Annotated in this window: 17 protein-coding genes; 13 read left to right on the forward strand and 4 right to left on the reverse strand. The window is 63.0% G+C overall.

Annotated features, from left to right (window positions below):
- Positions 1-10: 10 nt before the first annotated feature.
- Positions 11-859 (reverse strand): shikimate dehydrogenase, encoded by an 849-nt coding sequence (locus BFN10_RS12600; RefSeq protein ID WP_071489936.1) that lies wholly within the window; start codon positions 857-859, stop codon positions 11-13.
- Positions 856-1305 (reverse strand): type II 3-dehydroquinate dehydratase, encoded by a 450-nt coding sequence (gene aroQ, locus BFN10_RS12605; RefSeq protein ID WP_010206717.1) that lies wholly within the window; start codon positions 1303-1305, stop codon positions 856-858. The genes BFN10_RS12600 and aroQ overlap by 4 nt, the downstream gene beginning before the upstream one ends.
- Positions 1306-1511: 206 nt before the next feature.
- Between aroQ and BFN10_RS12610 the strand changes: the two genes are divergently transcribed.
- From BFN10_RS12610 to BFN10_RS12650, 9 genes are all read left to right on the forward strand, one after another.
- Entirely contained in the window at positions 1512-2033 is a 522-nt protein-coding gene (locus BFN10_RS12610) for an RNA polymerase sigma factor (RefSeq protein ID WP_071489937.1), read from the forward strand.
- 63 nt (positions 2034-2096) lie between these two features.
- A complete protein-coding gene (locus tag BFN10_RS12615) occupies positions 2097-3095 on the forward strand; it encodes a FecR family protein (RefSeq protein ID WP_071489938.1) in 999 nt (332 codons plus the stop codon).
- Between the two features lie 150 nt (positions 3096-3245).
- Positions 3246-5903: a TonB-dependent receptor gene (locus BFN10_RS12620; protein WP_071489939.1), complete on the forward strand. Its 2658-nt coding sequence runs from the start codon at positions 3246-3248 to the stop codon at positions 5901-5903.
- A gap of 81 nt (positions 5904-5984) precedes the next feature.
- Positions 5985-6605: a heme acquisition protein HasA gene (locus BFN10_RS12625; protein WP_071489940.1), complete on the forward strand. Its 621-nt coding sequence runs from the start codon at positions 5985-5987 to the stop codon at positions 6603-6605.
- Positions 6606-6767: 162 nt separating this feature from the next.
- The gene (locus tag BFN10_RS12630; protein WP_071489941.1) at positions 6768-8504 is read left to right on the forward strand and encodes a type I secretion system permease/ATPase; all 1737 of its coding nucleotides are present in this window, start codon (positions 6768-6770) and stop codon (positions 8502-8504) included.
- Positions 8501-9826, forward strand: coding sequence for an HlyD family type I secretion periplasmic adaptor subunit (locus BFN10_RS12635; protein WP_071489942.1), 1326 nt, complete (start codon positions 8501-8503; stop codon positions 9824-9826). Before BFN10_RS12630 ends, BFN10_RS12635 begins: the two co-directional genes overlap by 4 nt.
- On the forward strand, positions 9823-11136 hold the full coding sequence (locus BFN10_RS12640) for a TolC family outer membrane protein (protein ID WP_071489943.1): 1314 nt from the start codon (positions 9823-9825) through the stop codon (positions 11134-11136). The genes BFN10_RS12635 and BFN10_RS12640 overlap by 4 nt, the downstream gene beginning before the upstream one ends.
- Positions 11137-11270: 134 nt before the next feature.
- Positions 11271-11699, forward strand: a complete 429-nt coding sequence (locus tag BFN10_RS12645) for a DUF4160 domain-containing protein (RefSeq protein WP_071489944.1) — start codon at positions 11271-11273, stop codon at positions 11697-11699.
- On the forward strand, positions 11696-12163 hold the full coding sequence (locus tag BFN10_RS12650; RefSeq protein WP_071489945.1) for a DUF2442 domain-containing protein: 468 nt from the start codon (positions 11696-11698) through the stop codon (positions 12161-12163). Before BFN10_RS12645 ends, BFN10_RS12650 begins: the two co-directional genes overlap by 4 nt.
- On the opposite strand, the gene trmA is transcribed toward BFN10_RS12650, so the two are convergent.
- The gene (trmA, locus tag BFN10_RS12655) at positions 12146-13225 is read right to left on the reverse strand and encodes a tRNA (uridine(54)-C5)-methyltransferase TrmA (protein WP_071489946.1); all 1080 of its coding nucleotides are present in this window, start codon (positions 13223-13225) and stop codon (positions 12146-12148) included. The genes BFN10_RS12650 and trmA overlap by 18 nt on opposite strands.
- Positions 13222-14517 (reverse strand): NCS2 family permease, encoded by a 1296-nt coding sequence (locus tag BFN10_RS12660; protein ID WP_058427718.1) that lies wholly within the window; start codon positions 14515-14517, stop codon positions 13222-13224. Before BFN10_RS12660 ends, trmA begins: the two co-directional genes overlap by 4 nt.
- A gap of 173 nt (positions 14518-14690) precedes the next feature.
- Here BFN10_RS12660 and BFN10_RS12665 point away from each other — a divergent pair, with 173 nt between their 5' ends.
- The 4 genes from BFN10_RS12665 (at position 14691) to BFN10_RS12680 (ending at position 18906) form a co-directional block, all read left to right on the forward strand.
- Positions 14691-15137, forward strand: coding sequence for a DUF4879 domain-containing protein (locus BFN10_RS12665; protein ID WP_071489947.1), 447 nt, complete (start codon positions 14691-14693; stop codon positions 15135-15137).
- A 96-nt stretch (positions 15138-15233) separates the two neighbouring features.
- On the forward strand, positions 15234-15740 hold the full coding sequence (locus BFN10_RS12670; protein WP_071489948.1) for a (2Fe-2S)-binding protein: 507 nt from the start codon (positions 15234-15236) through the stop codon (positions 15738-15740).
- Positions 15737-16726 (forward strand): FAD binding domain-containing protein, encoded by a 990-nt coding sequence (locus BFN10_RS12675; RefSeq protein ID WP_071489949.1) that lies wholly within the window; start codon positions 15737-15739, stop codon positions 16724-16726. The genes BFN10_RS12670 and BFN10_RS12675 overlap by 4 nt, the downstream gene beginning before the upstream one ends.
- Entirely contained in the window at positions 16723-18906 is a 2184-nt protein-coding gene (locus BFN10_RS12680) for a xanthine dehydrogenase family protein molybdopterin-binding subunit (protein ID WP_071489950.1), read from the forward strand. The genes BFN10_RS12675 and BFN10_RS12680 overlap by 4 nt, the downstream gene beginning before the upstream one ends.
- Positions 18907-18961 lie beyond the last annotated feature (55 nt).

Below are 18961 nucleotides of genomic sequence, written 5' to 3' on the forward strand. Positions count from 1 at the left end.
TCCAACTCAGTCAGGTATTCATGCACTGGAAGTGCGCCAGCATGCGCTGCGCATCCGGCACTTCCCCACAGAACAGCTCAAACGCCTTCACCGCCTGAAACACCGCCATGTTGCCGCCATCCAGGGTGCGACAGCCCAATGCGCGGGCATCGCGCAGCAGTTCGGTTTCCAGCGGGAAATACACGATTTCCGCCACCCACAGGTCTGCTCTTAGCAAAGCGGCGGGCACCGGTGTGCCGGGCAGCTTGGCCATGCCCATCGGCGTGGTGTTCACCAGCCCATCGGCCTCGGCCACGGCGTTTTCTACGTGGTTGCCCACTTGGGCGCGCCCTGGGCCGAAACGTAGCGTGAGGTTCTCCACCAGGTCGCGGGCACGGGCGGGGTCCACGTCGAAAATACTCAACTGTTGCACTCCCTCGGCCAGCAGCGCATGGGCCACTGCGGCACCTGCACCGCCGGCGCCCATCTGCACCACGCGTTGGCGGGCGACATCACTCAAGTTGCGCCGGAACCCTTCGGCAAATCCCAGGCAATCGGTGTTGTGGCCGATGCGCTTGCCGTCCTTGAACACCACCGTGTTGACCGCGCCAATGCCATGGGCCTCGTCGGACAGTTCATCGAGCAGCGGTAGGATAGCCTGCTTGCACGGGTAGGTAATGTTCAGCCCGGTAAAGCCCATGAGCTCGGCGGCGCGCAGCAGATCGGGCAAGGCGTCGATGCCCAACTGCCGGGGCTCAAGGTCGATCAGGCGGTACAAGTAGCGCAAACCTTGGGCATCGCCTTCCTGTTCATGCAGCGCGGGCGTGCGGGAAGCCTGGATGCCAGCGCCGATCAGGCCGGCGAGGATGCGTGTTTTCATCGGGCCGATCCTTTGAGCAACTGGCTGAAGTGTTCCAGCGCCAGGTGGTAGCCGTGGCTGCCGAACCCCGCGAGCACGGCCTTGGCGATGGGTGACACAAAGGAGTGATGACGGAACGCTTCGCGGGCATGCACGTTGGAGAGATGCACTTCGATCACCGGCACTTCACTGGCCACCAGCGCATCACGGATCGCCACCGAGGTGTGGGTCCAGGCCGCCGGGTTGATCACGATCCCGGCGCAGCGGGCGCGGGCGCCGTGGATCCAGTCGAGCAGTTCGCCTTCATGATTGGTCTGGCGGAATTCGATTTTCAGGCCCAGCTGTTCAGCGCTGCGGCCGCACAAGGCAGCCACATCGGCCAGGGTTTCATGGCCGTAGGTAGCGGGCTCGCGGGTGCCGAGCAGGTTGAGATTGGGACCGTTGAGCACCAGCACGATAGGCGGCATGGGGTGTTCTCCACAATTCTTGTTAGTTGTGCAGATAAAATGTACTGAATGGTTAATTTGGTCAATTGATGGCGGCGTATGTGTTCGATTATCGAACCGTTAATCAGGCCGTTCATAAAGGCGGATCAGATTAGATATCAATTGAAAATCATTCTCGACAACGCTTAAGATGCCCGCCTGTTTCCTTAACATTCCAGGGAGTCGGTTTGTCGGACGTGGATCTCAAAGGCCTGTTTCTCAAGCATGCCGATGCCTTGCGCGGGTATCTGGCGCGCAAGGTACGGGACCCGCAGTTGGCCGCAGACCTGGTGCAGGAGAGCTTCCTGCGCCTGGCGGAAAAGCCGGCGGGCGAGCGCATCGACAACTCCCAGGGCTATCTCTATCGAACGGCAAGCAATCTGCTGATCGACCATATTCGCCAGGAAGCGCGGCGCAAGACTGACTCCGTGCCCCATGAGGCGCTGGCCGAGATTGAAGATGACGTGGCCGGGTTGGAGGTTCAGGCAATGGCGCAGCAACAGCGACAGGCATTGAAGCAGGCACTGGCGGAGTTGCCGGAGCGCACCCAGCAGATTTTCCGCCTCAACCGCATCGAAGGCATGACCCACGCCCAGGTCGCCCGGCACCTGGACATCTCTGACAGCTGTGTCCAAAAGCACCTGGCCAAAGCGTTGGCCTACGTGATGCAACGCTTGCAGGAAGGCGAGAGGGCGTCATCCGACGAATGAATTACCGAAAAACGCCCGTTCACTCGTCACAGCGTTATATAACGAAAAATTCGAGATTCACACGTGAATAGCCAGGGTCCGCAGCAGCACAGCATTACCGAGGCGGCCGCCGAGTGGGCGGTGCGCCTGCACGCCGGTGCCCTGACCGAACAGGAGCAGGCCGAGTTGCGGCATTGGATCGCCTGCGACAGCCGCCACGAAGCGGCATTGCGTTTTGCCGAACAGACCTGGGCGGCACTGGGCGAGGTGTACAAGGAACCCCCGGTGAACCGCCAGCGCCCGTCGACGGCGACGCAGCCTGTGCGCGGGACCAGGCGGCGCCGGCCATGGCAACGTGCGGCGGCCGTCGCGCTGGTCGTGGTGGTAGCCGGTGTCGGCTGGGTGCGTGGTCCGGACTTGTTGCTGCACATGCAGGCCGACTACATCACCGAGAAAGGCGAAGTGCGCACCGTGCACCTGGCCGATGGCAGCAAGGTCGAACTGGATTCCGCCAGTGCCATCCGCCTGGATTACGACAGTGTGCAACGCCGCATCAGCCTGCTGCAGGGCTCGGCGATCTTTGATGTGGCACCGAAGGTGGGCGAGGAAACCCGACCGTTCGTGGTGCAGAGCGCTGGCGGGCAGACCCGGGCGCTGGGCACGAAGTTTGTGGTGGAGCGCGAGGGCGACAGCCAGGCGTGGACCGGGGTGTTGGAACACAGTGTCGAGGTCACGCTGCAAGCCATCCCGAAAAAAGGCCCGGCCGACAAAGTGGTCAAACAAGGCCAGGCCGTACGCTACAGCACTCAGGAAGGCATCGTGCCTTTGGATCAACTCGACGTCGCGCGCGCCACCAGTTGGCGACGCGGTGTGTTGATCTTTGATCGCCAGCCGTTGGCCAATGTCATCGAACAACTCAACCGCTACCGTCCCGGGCGCGTTGTGTTGACTGACTCGGCCCTCGGCGAGCGTGAAGTCAGCGGCGTGTTCCGCCTCGACATGCTCGACACCGCCCTTGCCACGCTGACCCAGGAACTGCAGGTGCAACGCCTGGACCTGGCTGGCCTCAGCCTGATCTATTGATGACCCGGTGGGGGCCTGCTCCCACTGCCTGAAATCCCCCTTCCTGAAAAACTTTCAAAAAACCTTACTGACTTCCTGCGCGTCGCACGTCTTGCTAGGTGAGAAGCATTCGCATAAACAAGAAAGCGCTCAGCGCAGGGAACAACAGAAATGTCAGCACTCAACAAGGGGCGTATCACCGCAAGCCGGTTAGCCCTGGTCATCCACCTGGGCCTGTTCGCCGCTGTGGCTCCGGTATTCGCTGCTCAGTCTCAGGCGAATGCTGCACACCCTGCGGTGCTGATGCTGGATATCCCCGCGCAGTCCCTGGGCAGTGCTGTGCTGGCATTCGCCGACCAGGCCGGCCTGCAAGTGCTGTTCGACAGCCAGCGCCTGGCCGGTTTGCAGAGTACGGCCGTGGAAGGGCAATACAGCGTGCAGGAAGGTTTGGCGCGTCTGTTGGGGAATGCGCCGGTGGAGTATCGCTTCAATGGCGAACGCCAAGTCACCCTGACCCGCGTCGAGCAGAGCGGCGCCGCGTTGGCACTGGCGACCACCACGATCACCGGCCTGCACCCCAACGACTGGGTGTATTCATCGCCACGGTCGGTGAGTGTGGTCGCGCGTGAGCAACTGGATCGCAACCCACCACGGCATGCCGCCGAGATGCTCGAAGAGGCGCCGGGCGTCTACTCGGCGGTCAGCCAGCAAGACCCCGGTTTGTCGGTGAATATTCGCGGCATCCAGGACTATGGCCGGGTCAACATGTCGGTGGACGGCATGCGTCAGAACTACCAGCAAAGTGGCCACCAGCAACGCAATGGCACGCTGTATGTCGACCCGGAATTGCTGTCGGAGGTGGTGATCGAAAAGGGCGCCACGTCCACGATGGGCGGCGCCGGGGTGATCGGTGGTGTGGCCAATTTTCGCACCGTGGAAGCCGCCGACCTGCTCAAGGGCGGCAAGGAAATCGGTGGGCGCATCCGCTTGACCACCGGGCTGGGTGGGCGCAGCAACGGCACGCATTTTATCGGCAGTTCGGCGTTTGCCGTGGGCACCGATGTGTGGGACATGTTGGTGGCTGCCAGTGAACGTCATCTCGGCGACTACAAACCCGGCACCCGGGGCAGCATCGGCGAGTTGCGTACCGGCAGTTCTTTCCTGCCGGCCAGTGAAGACCGGATCAAAAACTCCACCGTCGAGTACACCGGCTCGGTGATGCGTTCACGCCTGCTCAAGCTGGGTCTGAACCTGCCGGTGGATCAGCGTCTGCAATTGAGCTACCTGACCACCGAGGTCGACTACGACGACGTCAACATGATGACCGCCGAAAAGGCCCAGCTCTGGGAGAAGCTCGGCAGCAGCAATGTCACGGCGCAGAACTTCGCACTGGACTACAGCTACACGCCGGACAACCCGCTGATCGATTTCAAGGCCAAGCTCTACTACGTCGACACCCGCAATGACCAGACCACACTGACCCGTGGCAGCAGCAAGGGCTACGACGTTACCTATCAGACCAACACCTATGGTTTGCAGGCGCAGAACATCTCGACCTTCGCCTTGAGCGAGCTGTCGGTGATCAAGGCCAACTACGGCCTGGAGTTTTTCTACGACAAGGTCCGGCCGGCTTCCAATCAAATGGTGGCCGCCGATTCGGCGGTGACGGCCTCGGCGGCGGAAAGCATCACGCCTAAAGGTGACCGGGCGATGGGCAGCCTGTTCGCGCGCCTGGACTACGACTACGACAACTGGCTGAACCTCAATGCCGGGTTGCGTTACGACCGCTATCGGCTGCGCGGCGAAACCGGCCTGAACACCCGTACCTTCATCATCGGCACCACGCGACAAATCGGCTTGCCCATGACTTATGACGTGGATCGGGAAGAGGGGCACTTCTCGCCGACCTTCGGCCTGTCAGTCAAGCCCGGCGTGGATTGGCTGCAACTGTTCGCCACGTACGGCAAGGGCTGGCGCCCTCCGGCCGTCACCGAAACACTGGTCAGCGGCCGGCCCCACGGCGGCGGTTCGGAGTCGATTTTCCCCAACCCGTACTTGAAGCCCGAGACGTCCACGGCCTGGGAGGTCGGCTTCAACGTGCTCAAGGAAGACCTGCTGTTCGCGGAGGACCGCGTGGGCATGAAGGTGTCCTACTTCAACACCCGTGTGGATGACTTTTCCTATATGGCCCTGGGGGTGCAGCCGCCCGGTTATGGCATCGCCAATATCGGCAATGCGGCGTATGTGAACAACCTGGAAACCACCCGTTTTCGCGGCCTCGAGTACCAGTTGGATTACGACGCCGGGTTCGCCTACGGCCAGTTCAACTACACGCGGATGCTCGGCAGTAATACGTTCTGCAGCAAGACCGCGTGGCTGGGTGGAGTCACCAAGATCCAGAAGGGGCCGGGCAGCCGAGCGCCGGTAGACGCGATGGTGCCGGACGACATGGTCAATGCGGGTCAGAGCTGCAGCGCGATCCTGGGTTCCTCCGAACACATGCCGATGGACCGCGGCACCGCGACGCTGGGCGCACGTTTGTTCGAGCGCAAGTTGGATGTGGGGGTTCGTGCGCGCTACAGCGGCGGTTACTACGTCAAAGGTGGCGTCGGCGTGACCACCTCGCAAACCGGCGTCTACCCGGCCGACTGGAAGCCCTACACCGTCTATGACCTCTACAGCAGCTACCGCGCTACCGAGCAGTTGACCCTGCGCCTGGCCATGGAAAACGTCACCGACCGCGCCTACCTGGTGCCGCTGGGCGACGTACTGGCCTTCACCCTCGGGCGTGGGCGCACCTTGCAGGGCACCGTTGAATATCAGTTCTGACCGATTTTGCCCAGTGACGGGCAAAACCACAGCAGGCACTGGCTTGCTGCGGAGATACCACCCCATGACTTGGAGTTTTGCATGAGCATTTCTATTTCATACAGCACCGCCTACGCCGCGAGCACCGTTGCCGAGTACCTGAGCGACTGGTCGGCTTACTTTGGTGACCTGAACCACCGTGAAGGGTCGGTCAAAGAGGGTTCGAATACCGGTGGTTTCAATCCTGGCCCGTTCGACGGCACCCAATATGGCGTGTCGAGCACCGTCAGCAATGCCGCGGTGGTGGCCAACGGCGACCTGCATTACACCTTGTTCAACCCGCCGTCGCACACCTTGTGGGGTTCGATCGACTCGCTGGACCTGGGCACCATTCTGACGGGCGGCGCTGCCGGCGGTAGCTACGCCCTCGCTGAGCAGGAAGTCAGCTTCGCCAACCTGGGCCTGTCGAGCCTGCAGTCCGAAGGCCGCGACGGCCAGGTGCACAAAATCGTCTACGGCCTGATGAGCGGCGACAGCTCGGCACTGGCGTCGGCGATCGACTCCCTGCTCAAGGACATCGACCCAAGCCTGTCGATCAACTCGACGTTCGACCAACTGGCCGCTGCCGGTGTGGCGCATGTGGACTCGGCTGCTGTCGCCGCCTCCGACGTGGCGCTGGTGGGCGTACAAGACGTGCCTCAGGACTTCGCCCTGGCCGCTTAAGCAAAAAAGCGAATGGAAGATCGCTCTCCCATTCGCCGCATGACACACCGCCGTCGCCCAAGCCTTCTATCTCTTCAGCGACGGCGGTGCCGAATTCTGCGCAGCGTCGTACAGCCTGTCAACGCGACGGCGCTGCCCGCTCAACCCTTTGAGAATCCCCAGATGCGCCACGCCGGCAACGAAACCCTGGCTGCCCTCACGGCCTATAAAAGTGGCTTCTTCAACATCGGCCTGTTCTCGGCGGTGATCAACCTGCTGATGCTCGCCCCGGCGCTGTACATGCTGCAGGTGTACGACCGGGTGCTGGCTTCGGGCAACCAGATGACCCTGCTCATGCTGACGCTGATGATCCTTGGCCTGTTCGGCCTGATGGGCGCGTTGGAGTGGGTGCGCAGCCAGGTGGTGATCCGTCTCGGCACGCAGATGGACATGCGTTTGAACCAGCGGGTGTACGACGCCGCGTATGAAGCGCAACTCAAGGGCGGCACCCAGGCGGCCGGCCAGGCGTTGCATGACCTGACCACGCTGCGTCAGTTCGCCACCGGCCAGGCGTTGTTCGCGTTTTTCGATGCGCCTTGGTTTCCGGTGTACCTGTTGGTGATCTTCCTGTTCCACCCCTGGCTCGGGCTGTTGGCGCTGGTCGGCGCAGTGCTGTTGATCGTGCTGGCGTGGGTCAACCACAACGTCAGCCAGGCGCCGATGGCGCTGGCCAGCCAACTGTCGATCAGCGCCAGCCAGCAGGCCACGGCTAACCTGCGCAATGCCGACACCATCGAAGCCATGGGCATGCTCGCTACCTTGCGCGCGCGTTGGTTCGGCCAGCACCAGGCGTTCCTGGCGCAGCAGAACCTGGCCAGTGAAAAGACCGCGACGGTCACCGCCTGGTCCAAGGGCGTGCGCCTGGCATTGCAGTCGCTGGTGCTGGGCCTGGGCGCGTTGCTCGCGGTGCAGGGCGACATCACGCCGGGGATGATGATCGCCGGTTCGATCCTCATGGGCCGCGTGCTCAGCCCCATCGACCAGTTGATCGGCGTGTGGAAGCAGTGGGGCTCGGCGCGCCTGGCGTTTGATCGCCTGTCACAGATGCTGGAGGCCAACCCGGCCCGGCCCGAACGCATGAGCCTGCCGGTGCCCAAGGGCCAACTGAGCGTCGAGCAAATCAGCGCCTGCGCCCCCGGCAGCCGTCGACCGGCGCTGGCCAACCTGGGTTTCAGCCTGGCGGCGGGCGAGGTACTGGGGGTGATCGGGCCGTCAGGCTGCGGCAAATCCACCCTGGCCCGGATCCTGGTGGGCGCCTGGGCACCCTTGGCCGGCAAGGTGCGGCTGGACGGTGCCGACCTGGCCTTGTGGGACAAACAGCAACTGGGCCCGCACATTGGCTACCTGCCGCAGGACATCCAGCTGTTCGCTGGCAGCATCGCGCAAAACATCGCGCGGTTTGCCGAGGTCGACGCGGACAAGGTCCTTGCCGCCGCACAAATGGCCGGCGTGCATGAGCTGATCCTGCAACTGCCGCAAGGCTACGACACGCCGTTGGGCGAAGGCGGCGCCGGGCTGTCCGGTGGCCAGAAACAGCGGGTCGGCCTGGCGCGTGCGCTGTACGGCCTGCCTGCGCTGATCGTGCTGGACGAGCCCAACGCCAACCTCGACGAAGTGGGCGAACAGGCCCTGCTCCAGGCCATCGGCCAGCTCAAGCAACAGCGTCGCACGGTGATCCTGATCACCCACAAGCCCAACGTACTGACCCTGACGGACCAGTTGCTGATCCTCAAGGACGGCCAGTTGCAGGCCTTCGGGCCGACGGCCCGCGTGTTGGAGGCACGGCAGAAACCGGCAGCGAGCAAGCCAGTGTCGACCCTGAACATGAGTTACCGCCTTGGTGAAGGAAAACAGGCATGAGCCAGAGCAAACCCGTGCTGATCAGTGACGCGCCGAACAATGTGCTGGCGCTGGATGATAAAAAATATTCGCGCCTGGGTTGGCTGCTGGTGCTCGGCGGTTTTGCCGGGTTCCTTGGCTGGGCAGCGTTGGCGCCGTTGGACAAGGGTGTTGCGGTGCCGGGCAAGGTCATGGTCTCGGGCCATCGCAAGACGGTGCAGCACCCGGCCGGGGGGATCGTGGAGCGCATCGAGGTGCGCGACGGTGATGTGGTCAGCGCCGGCCAGGTCCTGCTGCGCTTGAAAGAAACGCCTTTGCGCGGGCAGATGCAGTCCCTGCGCAGCCAGTACCTGGCATCCCTGGCCAGTGAGGCGCGCTTGAGTGCCGAAAGCGAAGGGCTGGCGGCGATCAGCTTCGGCCCCGAGCTGCTCAACGATCCCGAGGCGGCGGGCACGCTGAGCCTGCAACGGCAACTGTTCCAGAGCCGGGCCCAGGCACTGGCCACCGAGCAGCAAGGCCTGCGCGAAACCATCGCCGGCGCCGAGGCGCAGTTGCGTGGCACGCGGGATTCGCAAGCGAGCAAAGTCCGGCAGCGGGCGGCGTTGAATGAGCAACTGCAAGGCCTGCGCGAGTTGGCGCGTGACGGTTACATCCCGCGCAACCGCCTGCTCGACAGCGAGCGGCTGTACTCCCAGATCGACGGCGCCATCGCCGAAGACGACGGGCGCATCGGCCAATTGCAGCGCCAGGTGATGGAACTGCGCCTGCGCATCCGCCAGCTTGGCGAAGACTTCCAGAAAGACCTGCGCGGCCAGTTGGCCGAGACCCGCACCCGCAGCGACGACCTGCGCAATCGCCTGGCCTCGGCCGAGTTCGAACTGGCCAACAGCCTGGTGCGAGCGCCGGCGTCGGGCGTGGTGGTGGGGTTGGACGTGTACACCGAAGGTGGCGTGATCAAGCCCGGCCAGGCGTTGATGGACATCGTACCCCAGGGCGAGCCCTTGCTGGTGGAGGCGCGGGTGCCGGTGCAGATGGTCGACAAAGTGCATCCGGGCTTGCCGGTGGAGTTGATGTTCTCGGCGTTCAACCAATCCACCACGCCACGGGTGGCCGGTGAGGTGACCCTGGTTTCGGCGGACCGCCAGGTCGATGAGCGCACCGACGAGCCCTACTACACGCTGCGTGCCCAGGTCAGCGCGGCGGGAATGCAGCAACTGGACGGCGTGCAGATCCGTCCGGGCATGCCGGTGGAAACCTTCGTCAAGACCGGGGAGCGCTCGATGCTCAACTACCTGTTCAAACCGTTGATGGATCGCACCCACATGGCGCTGGTGGAAGAATGAAGGCGCTGCTGTTTACCTTGTGTTTGGGGTGTACCTCGGCGCACGCCTTGGGTTTGCTGGATGCCTACGACCTGGCCCTGCGCAATGACCCGACCTTTCAGGCCGCGATCCAGGAGCGTGAAGCCGGTGAAGAAAACCGCGTGATCGGCCGCGCGGCGCTGTTGCCGAACCTATCGTGGAGCTACAACAACTCGCGCAACGAATCCGAAGTGACGGCGGGTGATGTCACCAGTGACCGTGACTACCGCAGTTACGCGTCGACCCTGACCTTGCAACAACCGCTGCTGGATTACGAGGCCTACGCGCGCTTTCGCCAGGGCACCGCCCAGGCGTTGATGGCCGATGAACGCTTTCGCGGCAAGAGCCAGGAGTTGGCGGTGCGGGTGCTCAACGCCTACAGCCAGGCTTTATTGGCCCAGGAGCGAATCGAGCTGAGCCGCGCACAGAAACGTGCGTATGCCGAGCGCCTGCAACTCAATGACCGCCTGCTCAAAGGCGGCGAAGGCACGCGCACCGATGTGCTGGAAACCCAGGCGCGCCTGAGTCTGGCCCAGGCCGAAGAGATCGAATCCCAGGATGCCCAGGACAGCGCCCTGCGCGAGTTGGAAGCCATCGTCGGCCAACCGTTGCAGATCGAAGAACTGGCGCCACTGACGCGCCAATTCGAGATCCCGCCGCTGGAACCCAACCGTTTCGAAACCTGGCGCGAACTGGCCATGGCCAACAACCCGGAACTCCAATCCCAGCACCACGCCCTGGACGTGGCCGCCTATGAAGTGGAGCGCAAACGCGCCGGGCACCTGCCCAAGGTCAGCCTGTACGCCACCAGCCGCCAGACCCACTCCGACTCGGAAAGCAGCTACAACCAGAAGTACGACACCAACACCGTTGGCATCCAGGTCAGCCTGCCGCTGTTTGCCGGTGGCGGCGTATCGGCCTCCACGCGGCAGGCGGCGAACCAGCTGTCTCAAGCCCAGTACGAGCTGGACGCGCAAACCTCGGCCACGCTGGTGGCGTTGCGCAAACAGTTCAACCTCAATACCAGCGGCGCGGCCAAAGTGCGTGCTTATGAAATGGCCGTCAGCTCTGCCACGGCTTTAGTCGCTGCGACGAAAAAGAGTGTGGCCGGCGGTGAACGGGTCAACCTCGACGTACTCGACGCCGAGCAGCAACTGTTCACTGCCCGCCGCGACCTGGCGAATGCGCGGCATGCGTATCTGCTGGCGAGGATTCAGTTGAAGTATTACGCGGGGTTGCTGAGCGAGCAGGACTTGCGGGCCTTGGCGGGGTATTTCCAGCCCTCGGCGTGAGTGGTTACAACCCGGCATTCGCCGGGTTTTTTGTGCTTACTAATCTGTGAATCAGCTTCGGGAAATGGGGCCGGTTGTCGGGTGACAGGGGAAAATTGTTACCTGGCGGAAAATAACCTAACGGATGGGTTACGATGAGAGTAGGCAATTACAAAGGATATGTGATTTCGGTGTTTATCAGGGATGAGCATTGCCCGCCCCATGTGCATGTGCGGGGGAAGGAATGGGATGCGCGTTTTCGTTTCAGCTTTCTGGACGGGGACGTGGAGTTGTGGGACGTAGAGCCTGAGCGGCGGCGGCCACCCATGGCGGTTTTGAAAGAAATACGCTGGGCGATCATGCAGCGGCATTACTTGGCGCGGGCACGTAGGCTCTGGTGGGAATACCCGCAAACGGTCTGCCTCGAGAATCATTCCTGGGATTGGGAGGCCGGTGAGTGGGTGCCAGGGTTGGTTATTCGACGTGGAGTCCACGTCATCGCAAGTGCTCGGCACGATGTCGTAGCGCAGAGGACAATTTTGAATCTGGTACGAGCACCAGACTGCGTGGGGATTGATCTATGAAAATCGTAAAAGCCAAAGTTGTACCCTATAAACCGCTCACTGAGGCCGACGTCGAAAAGGCGATAGCCCGAGGGCGCAAGACACGGCACCTTTATGCCCGTGCCAGCGCTGTGCGTTATGAAGACAACTGCATTTCCATCGGCTTCAGCGACGGTAGTCGCGTTGTACTGCCGGTAGCGGGTCTGCCCGAGTTCGCAGGGTTTTCCCTGGAGGACTTTGAGCAACTGGAAGTCGGCTTTGGCGGAAAGGCGCTGTGCTGTGAGGCCCAAGACCTGGATGTTTCGATCACGGGCCTGATTGCCACCAGCAAACCCCTGATGGACCTGGCGATCAGCCTGGTTGCTTCGCGCAACGGTCGCAAAAGCAGCGCCGCCAAAGCCGCCGCCGCCCGCGCCAATGGCAAGAAGGGCGGGCGGCCGCGCAAGAAGGAACCGGAGGACGTCGAGTTACCGCCGAGTCAATAACACCCCGGATTCCATATGGTGCGTCCACGGAAACTGGTCAAACATCGCGCATTTCGTAATCTTATGCGTGTCATGCAGTTGCGCGATGTTCGCCGCCAACGTCTCCGGGTTGCAGGAGATGTACAGGATGTTGTCGAAACGTCGGGTCAGTTCGCAGGTGTCCGGGTCCATGCCGGCGCGCGGTGGGTCGACGAACACGCTGCCGAATTCGTAGCTTTTCAGGTCGATGCCGTGCAGGCGGCGGAACGGGCGCACTTCGTTGAGGGCTTCGGTGAGTTCTTCGGCAGAGAGACGCACCAGCGTGACGTTACCCACCGCGTTTTCATCGAGGTTGCTCAGGGCCGCATTCACCGAGGTCTTGCTGATTTCGGTAGCCAGCACGTTGCGCACGCGCGTCGCCAGGGGCAGGGTGAAGTTGCCGTTGCCGCAGTACAGCTCCAGCAAATCATCCGGGCGATCGCCCAGGGCGTCGTAGGCCCAGTTGAGCATCTTCTGGTTCACCGTGCCGTTGGGCTGGGTGAAGGCACCTTCGGGCTGGCGGTAGCTGAAGGTACGGCCGCCGACTTCGAGCTTTTCCACCACGTAGTCATGGCCGATCACATCGCGCTTGCCCTTGGAGCGGCCGATGATGCTGACATTCAAGTCGGCAGCCAGCTGGTTGGCGGCGGTGTGCCAGTGCTCGTCCAGCGGGCGGTGATAGCACAGGGTGATCATCGCGTCGCCGGCCAGGGTGGTGAGGAACTCCACCTGGAACAGCTTGTGGCTCAGGGCGGCACTGGCTTGCCAGGCGGCCTTGAGCTGCGGCATCAACTGGTTGATGCGCTGGCTGGCGATGGGGAACGCTTCGATCAGGATCGGCGTGCGCTTGTCGTCCTGGGAGAACATCGCGTAGTGGCGTTCACCGCCTTCGCGCCACAGGCGGAACTCCGCGCGCAGGCGGAAGTGCTGCATCGGCGAGTCGAAGACCTGCGGCTCGGGCGCGTCGAACGGTGCCAACAGGTCACGCAAGCGCGTGACCTTGTCTTGCAGTTGAGCGGTGTAGCGTGCGGCGTCAAAAGTCATGCGTTGAACCAGCCCAGCTTGATCACGAACAGAATCGACAGAATCACCAGCGCCGGGTTCAGCTCACGGTAGCGGCCCGAAAGCAGCTTGATGGCGGTCCAGGCGATGAAACCGAAGGCGATGCCGTTGGCGATGGAGTAGGTGAAAGGCATTGCCAGGGCGGTGATCACCACCGGCGCTGCTACGGTAATGTCGTCCCAGTCGATTTCGGCCAGGCCCTGGGTCATCAGCACCGCCACGAACAGCAGGGCCGGCGCGGTGGCGAAGGCTGGGACGCTGGCGGCCAGTGGCGAGAAGAACAACGCCAGCAGGAACAGGATCGCGACCACGATGGCGGTCAAGCCGGTGCGGCCGCCGGCGCTCACGCCCGCCGCCGACTCGATGTAGCTGGTGGTGGTCGAGGTGCCGAGCAGGGAACCGGCCATGGCGGCGGTGCTGTCGGCGATCAGCGCACGGCCCATTTTTGGCATGTGGCCATCCTTGCCCATCAGGCCGGCACGCTTTGCCACGCCGATCAGGGTGCCGGAGTTATCGAACAGGTCGACGAACAGGAAGGCGAAGATCACGCTGACCAGGCCGATATCCAGCGCGCCCTTGATATCCAGCTGCAGGAAGGTCGGGGCCAGGGACGGTGGCATCGACGTGACGCCGCCAAAAGGCGTGACGCCCAGCAGGATGGACACGAGGGTCACCGCCAGGATGCCGATCAGCACCGCGCCGCGCACGGCCAGGGCTTCCAGTGCCACGATCAGCACGAAGCCGAGGGTGGCGAGAATCGGTGCCGGTTGTTTCAAGTCGCCCAGGCCCACCATGGTGGCCGGGTTGCTGACCACGATGCCGGCGTTGTGCAGGGCGATCAAAGCCAGGAACAGGCCGATACCGGCGGCAATCGCCGAGCGCAGGGGCAGGGGGATGGCGTTGATGATCCACTCACGGATACGGAAGATCGACAACAGGAAGAACAACACCGCCGAAATGAACACCGCACCCAGCGCCACCTGCCAGGTGTGGCCCATGTGCAGCACCACGGTGTAGGTAAAGAAGGCGTTGAGGCCCATGCCCGGCGCGAGGGCGATCGGGTAGTTGGCGATCAGGCCCATCACGGTCGAGCCGATGGCGGCCGCCAGGCAGGTCGCGACGAACACCGCGCCCTTGTCCATGCCGGTCTCGCCGAGGATGCTCGGGTTCACGAACAGGATGTAGGCCATGGCCAGGAATGTCGTGATGCCCGCGAGGATCTCGGTGCGCACGTTGGTGTTGTGTGCCTTGAGTTGAAACAGCTTTTCCAGCATGCCTGCTCCCTGTGACGCTCTGTGGCGTCGTGATTTGTTGACCTCTAAGTCAAAGCACAAACTGCGCCAAGCGCCTTTGGTTTCAGAGAGGATCGGAAAAAGCGGCGCATCATACCAGCAGCCGAGGCCTTGAGGCATACTGCGCCGACGTTTAAACCAAGGTCATCTGCAACATGAAAAACGCCAGCCCGTGGAGTCTAGCCCTGATCCCCTGTATCAGCCTGTTGCTCGGCGCAGCACCGGCCTGGGGCGCGACTGCACCGCCGTTGAGCGAAGTGCGCGTGTTCAAGGTTGAATCGGCGGCGTGCACGGAAACCATCCCCGAGCGCGCACAAAGCACGCAGATGTGCACGCACCGTGGGCCCACCAAGGTGTCAGTCATGGAAGTCGGCCTGGGAAACAACCCCATGGGCCGCTTTGATGGCGCAGAGCTCAATGGGCAGCGCACGGCGGTCTGCCAGGTCGGCAACATCAGCGAAGCCTGCAACGGGGCCGGCACACTGATGGGCTACATCTATGTATTTGACCTGAACGTGGAGGCCCAGGGCTGGTTCCAATACAGCAATTCCTCGATCAACCCCCCGCAGAACACCCTGACGACGCTGCTCAATATCCGCTGATCAATCACCTTGAACGCTCATTACCCCGGGAAGTCGTACCCCTGAGACGGCGATTTCCCTGAACGCCGCGGATGTCCACCAACCCGTGAGGTGTTTATGAGCGCAACCCCCAATGGCGCGGCGGCCCAACCGTTCGTCAGCCACTCGATACGCCTGAGCCTCAACGGCCAGGACCGCCAACTGGATGTGTTGCCGTGGACCACACTGCTCGACCTTCTGCGCGAGCAACTTGACCTTGTCGGTAGCAAAAAAGGCTGCGACCACGGCCAATGCGGCGCCTGCACGGTATTGCGCGACGGCAAGCGGATCAATGCCTGCCTGACCCTGGCGGTGATGTGCGACGGCGCCGAGCTGACCACTATCGAAGGCCTGGCCGACGGCGACCAACTGCACCCGATGCAGCAGGCGTTTATCAAGCACGACGCCTTCCAGTGCGGCTACTGCACCCCCGGCCAGATCTGTTCCGCCGTGGGCCTGGCCAATGAAGGCCGTGCCCACGACACCGCGCAGATTCAGGAGCTGATGAGCGGCAACCTTTGCCGTTGTGGCGCCTACAGCAATATCCGCGCTGCCATCGAGGAAGTCCTGGAGGGCAAACCATGAACCCCTTCCATTACAGCAGGCCGACCGGCGTACAGGAGGCCGTGCACCTCAGCAGCGCCGCATCGCGCTTTATCGCCGGCGGCACCAACCTGCTGGACCTGATGAAAGAAAACATCAGCCGCCCCGAACACCTCATCGACATCACCGGCCTGCCGCTGCATGACATTCAGCAAACGTCCAGTGGCGGACTGTTGATCGGCGCCCTGGTGAGCAATGCCGACCTGGCCTGGCACCCGTTGATCGAACAGCGTTACCCGTTGCTCTCCCAAGCCATCCTCGCCGGTGCCTCGCCGCAGCTGCGCAATATGGCCAGTACCGGCGGCAACCTGTTGCAGCGCACCCGCTGCTACTACTTCTATGACGCCACGGTACCGTGCAACAAGCGCGAGCCCGGCAGTGGCTGCCCGGCGCGCACCGGCTTGAACCGCATCCATGCGATCCTCGGTGCCAGTGAGCAGTGTGTCGCTACCCATCCTTCGGACATGTGTGTCGCCCTGGCGGCATTGGCGGCGCGGGTGCATGTCGAGGGCCGTGGCGGTGCGCGGATCATCGAGTTCGCCGACTTCCACCGCCTGCCCGGTGATACGCCGCAACGGGACAACCTGCTGGCCGACGATGAGCTGATCACCGCCGTCGAACTGCCTGCCGACAACCTGGCAAGCCATAGCAACTACCTGAAGATTCGCGACCGCGCCTCGTACGCCTTCGCCTTGGTGTCTGTCGCTGCAGCCCTTGAGCTGGACGGCGACCGCATCATTGATGCGCGCCTGGCGCTCGGCGGCGTGGCCCACAAACCCTGGCGCGACCGCGCGGTGGAAGCCGGGCTGATCGGCCAGGTTGTCAGCCGCGAAACCTTCAGCCAAGCCGCCGACGCCCTGTTGCAAGACGCGGAACCCTTGGAACACAACGGCTTCAAGATCAAGTTGGCGCGCCGGGGCATCATTCGTGCCCTGAGTGACGCCGCTGTTGCAGGAGAACGCCCATGACTGCCATCGGCAAACCCTTGGACCGGGTCGACGGTCTGCTCAAGGTTACCGGCCAGGCGCGTTACGCCGGTGAGTTTCCCGAGGAGCGCCTGCTGCATGGCAGCGTGGTGTCCAGCACCGTCGCCAAGGGCCGCGTGCTGCGTATCGACGCTTCCAGGGCGTTGGCGCTGCCGGGGGTGGTGGCGGTAATTGATCACCTCAACCGGCCAAGAATCGCCAGCTACGACGACGCTTTCCAGGACGACGACGCGGCCGACGGCTCGCCGTTCCGCCCGCTGTACAACGACCGTGTGCTGTACAGCGGCCAACCCCTGGCCTTGGTGATCGCCGACAACCTTGAATTGGCGCGGCATGCCGGCTCCCTGGTGGAGATCGAGTACGCAACCGAAGCCTTCGAAACCGACCTGCTGGCCATGCAGGAACAGGCCTATGCCTCGCCGCAAACCCCGCCCAAGCCGCGCGGCAACTTCCAGGCCGAGTGGAGCGGCGCCGCCGTCAGCCTGGACCTGCACTACAGCACGCCCGTCGAACATCACAACCCGATGGAGCCCCACGCCAGCACCGTGCTGTATCAGCCGGACGGCACCCTGCATATCCATGACAAGACCCAGGGCCCGCAGAACTGCCAGGCCTATGTGCAAAAAGTCTTCGGCCTGGATAAAAGCCAGGTGCGCATCTTTGCCGCGTTCGTCGGCGGTGCGTTTGGCTCCGGTTTGCGCCCGCAGTACCAATTGCCGCTGGCGGTGATGGCGTCCCTGGCGCTCAAACGCTCGGTGCGCGTTACCCTGACTCGCCAACAGATGTTTACCTTCGGCTACCGCCCGCGCACCCTGCAGCGTTTGCAAATGGGCGCGGCCGCCGACGGTCGTTTGCTCGCGCTGGGCCACACCGCTATCGGCCAGACCTCGCGCTTCGAGGATTTCAGCGAACATGTGGTGGAGTGGAGCGGCATGCTCTATCACTGCGACAACGTGCAACTGACCTACAACCTGGTGCCCCTGGACGTGTTCACGCCCCTGGACATGCGCGCACCTGGCGCAGCGCTCGGGGTGATCGGCCTGGAGTGCGCCATGGATGAACTGGCCTGCGCCTTGGGAATCGACCCGGTGCAACTGCGGCTGATCAACTACGCCGAGCGCAACCAGAACGAAGACAAACCCTGGTCAAGCAAGGCCCTGCGCGAATGCTACAGCGAAGGTGCCGAGCGTTTCGGCTGGAGCCAGCGTAACCCGGAACCGCGCAGCATGCGCGACGGTCGCCAGTTGATCGGCTGGGGCATGGCCGGCGGGGTGTGGGAAGCCATGCAGATGAAGGCCAGCGCCAAGGCGCGGATCGACGGGCAGGGCAAGTTGACGGTCAGCAGCGCCACCACCGATATCGGCACCGGCACTTACACGGTGATGACCCAGATTGCCGCGCAGGCCAGTGGCGTGGCGGTCGAGGACGTGGTCTTTGTGTTGGGCGATTCCTCATTGCCTACCGCGCCACTGCAGGGCGGCTCGTTTACCGTGTCTTCGGTGGGCACGGCGGTGCAGCAGGCCTGCGAAGCGTTGACAGGCAAACTGCTGGCTATTGCTCGGCAGACTTACCCGGTCTTCACGCAGGCCGAATCCGTACGCTTTGAAGACGGCCAGTTGCACACCGGTGACGTGAGTGTGTCGTTGGCGCAATTGGTCAAGGACAGTGGCGAAGACGCGCTGGAGGTGCAGGTCGACAGCGAACCCGGCAAAAAACGCGAGGGCTACAGCACCGCCACCCATTCGGCCGTCTTCGTCGAGGTGCAGGTGGATGAGGACCTGGGCACCATCAAGGTCAGCCGCGTGGTCAGTGCGATTGCCGCCGGGCGCGTGGTCAACCCCAAGATGGCCCGCAGCCAGATTCTCGGCGGGGTGGTGTGGGGCATCGGTATGGCGCTGCATGAGGAAACCCAGACGGATCATCAGTTGGGGCGCTTCATGAATCACAGCCTGGCCGAGTACCACATCCCGGTGAACGCGGACATCGGCGAGATAGACGTGGTGTTTGTCGAGGAGCATGACGAGATCGTCAACGCCCTCGGGTCCAAGGGCGTGGGGGAGATCGGCATCGTCGGCGTCGCGGCGGCGGTGGCCAATGCGATTTATCACGCCACCGGCAAACGGGTGCGGGAATTTCCCATCACCCTCGATAAGGTGCTCTGACACGCTCTAGCCAGCACTGGTTATCCAAGTGTGGGAGGGGGCTTGCCCCCGATGG

Source organism: Pseudomonas extremorientalis (assembly GCF_001870465.1).
Taxonomy (GTDB): Bacteria; Pseudomonadota; Gammaproteobacteria; order Pseudomonadales; family Pseudomonadaceae; genus Aquipseudomonas; species Aquipseudomonas extremorientalis.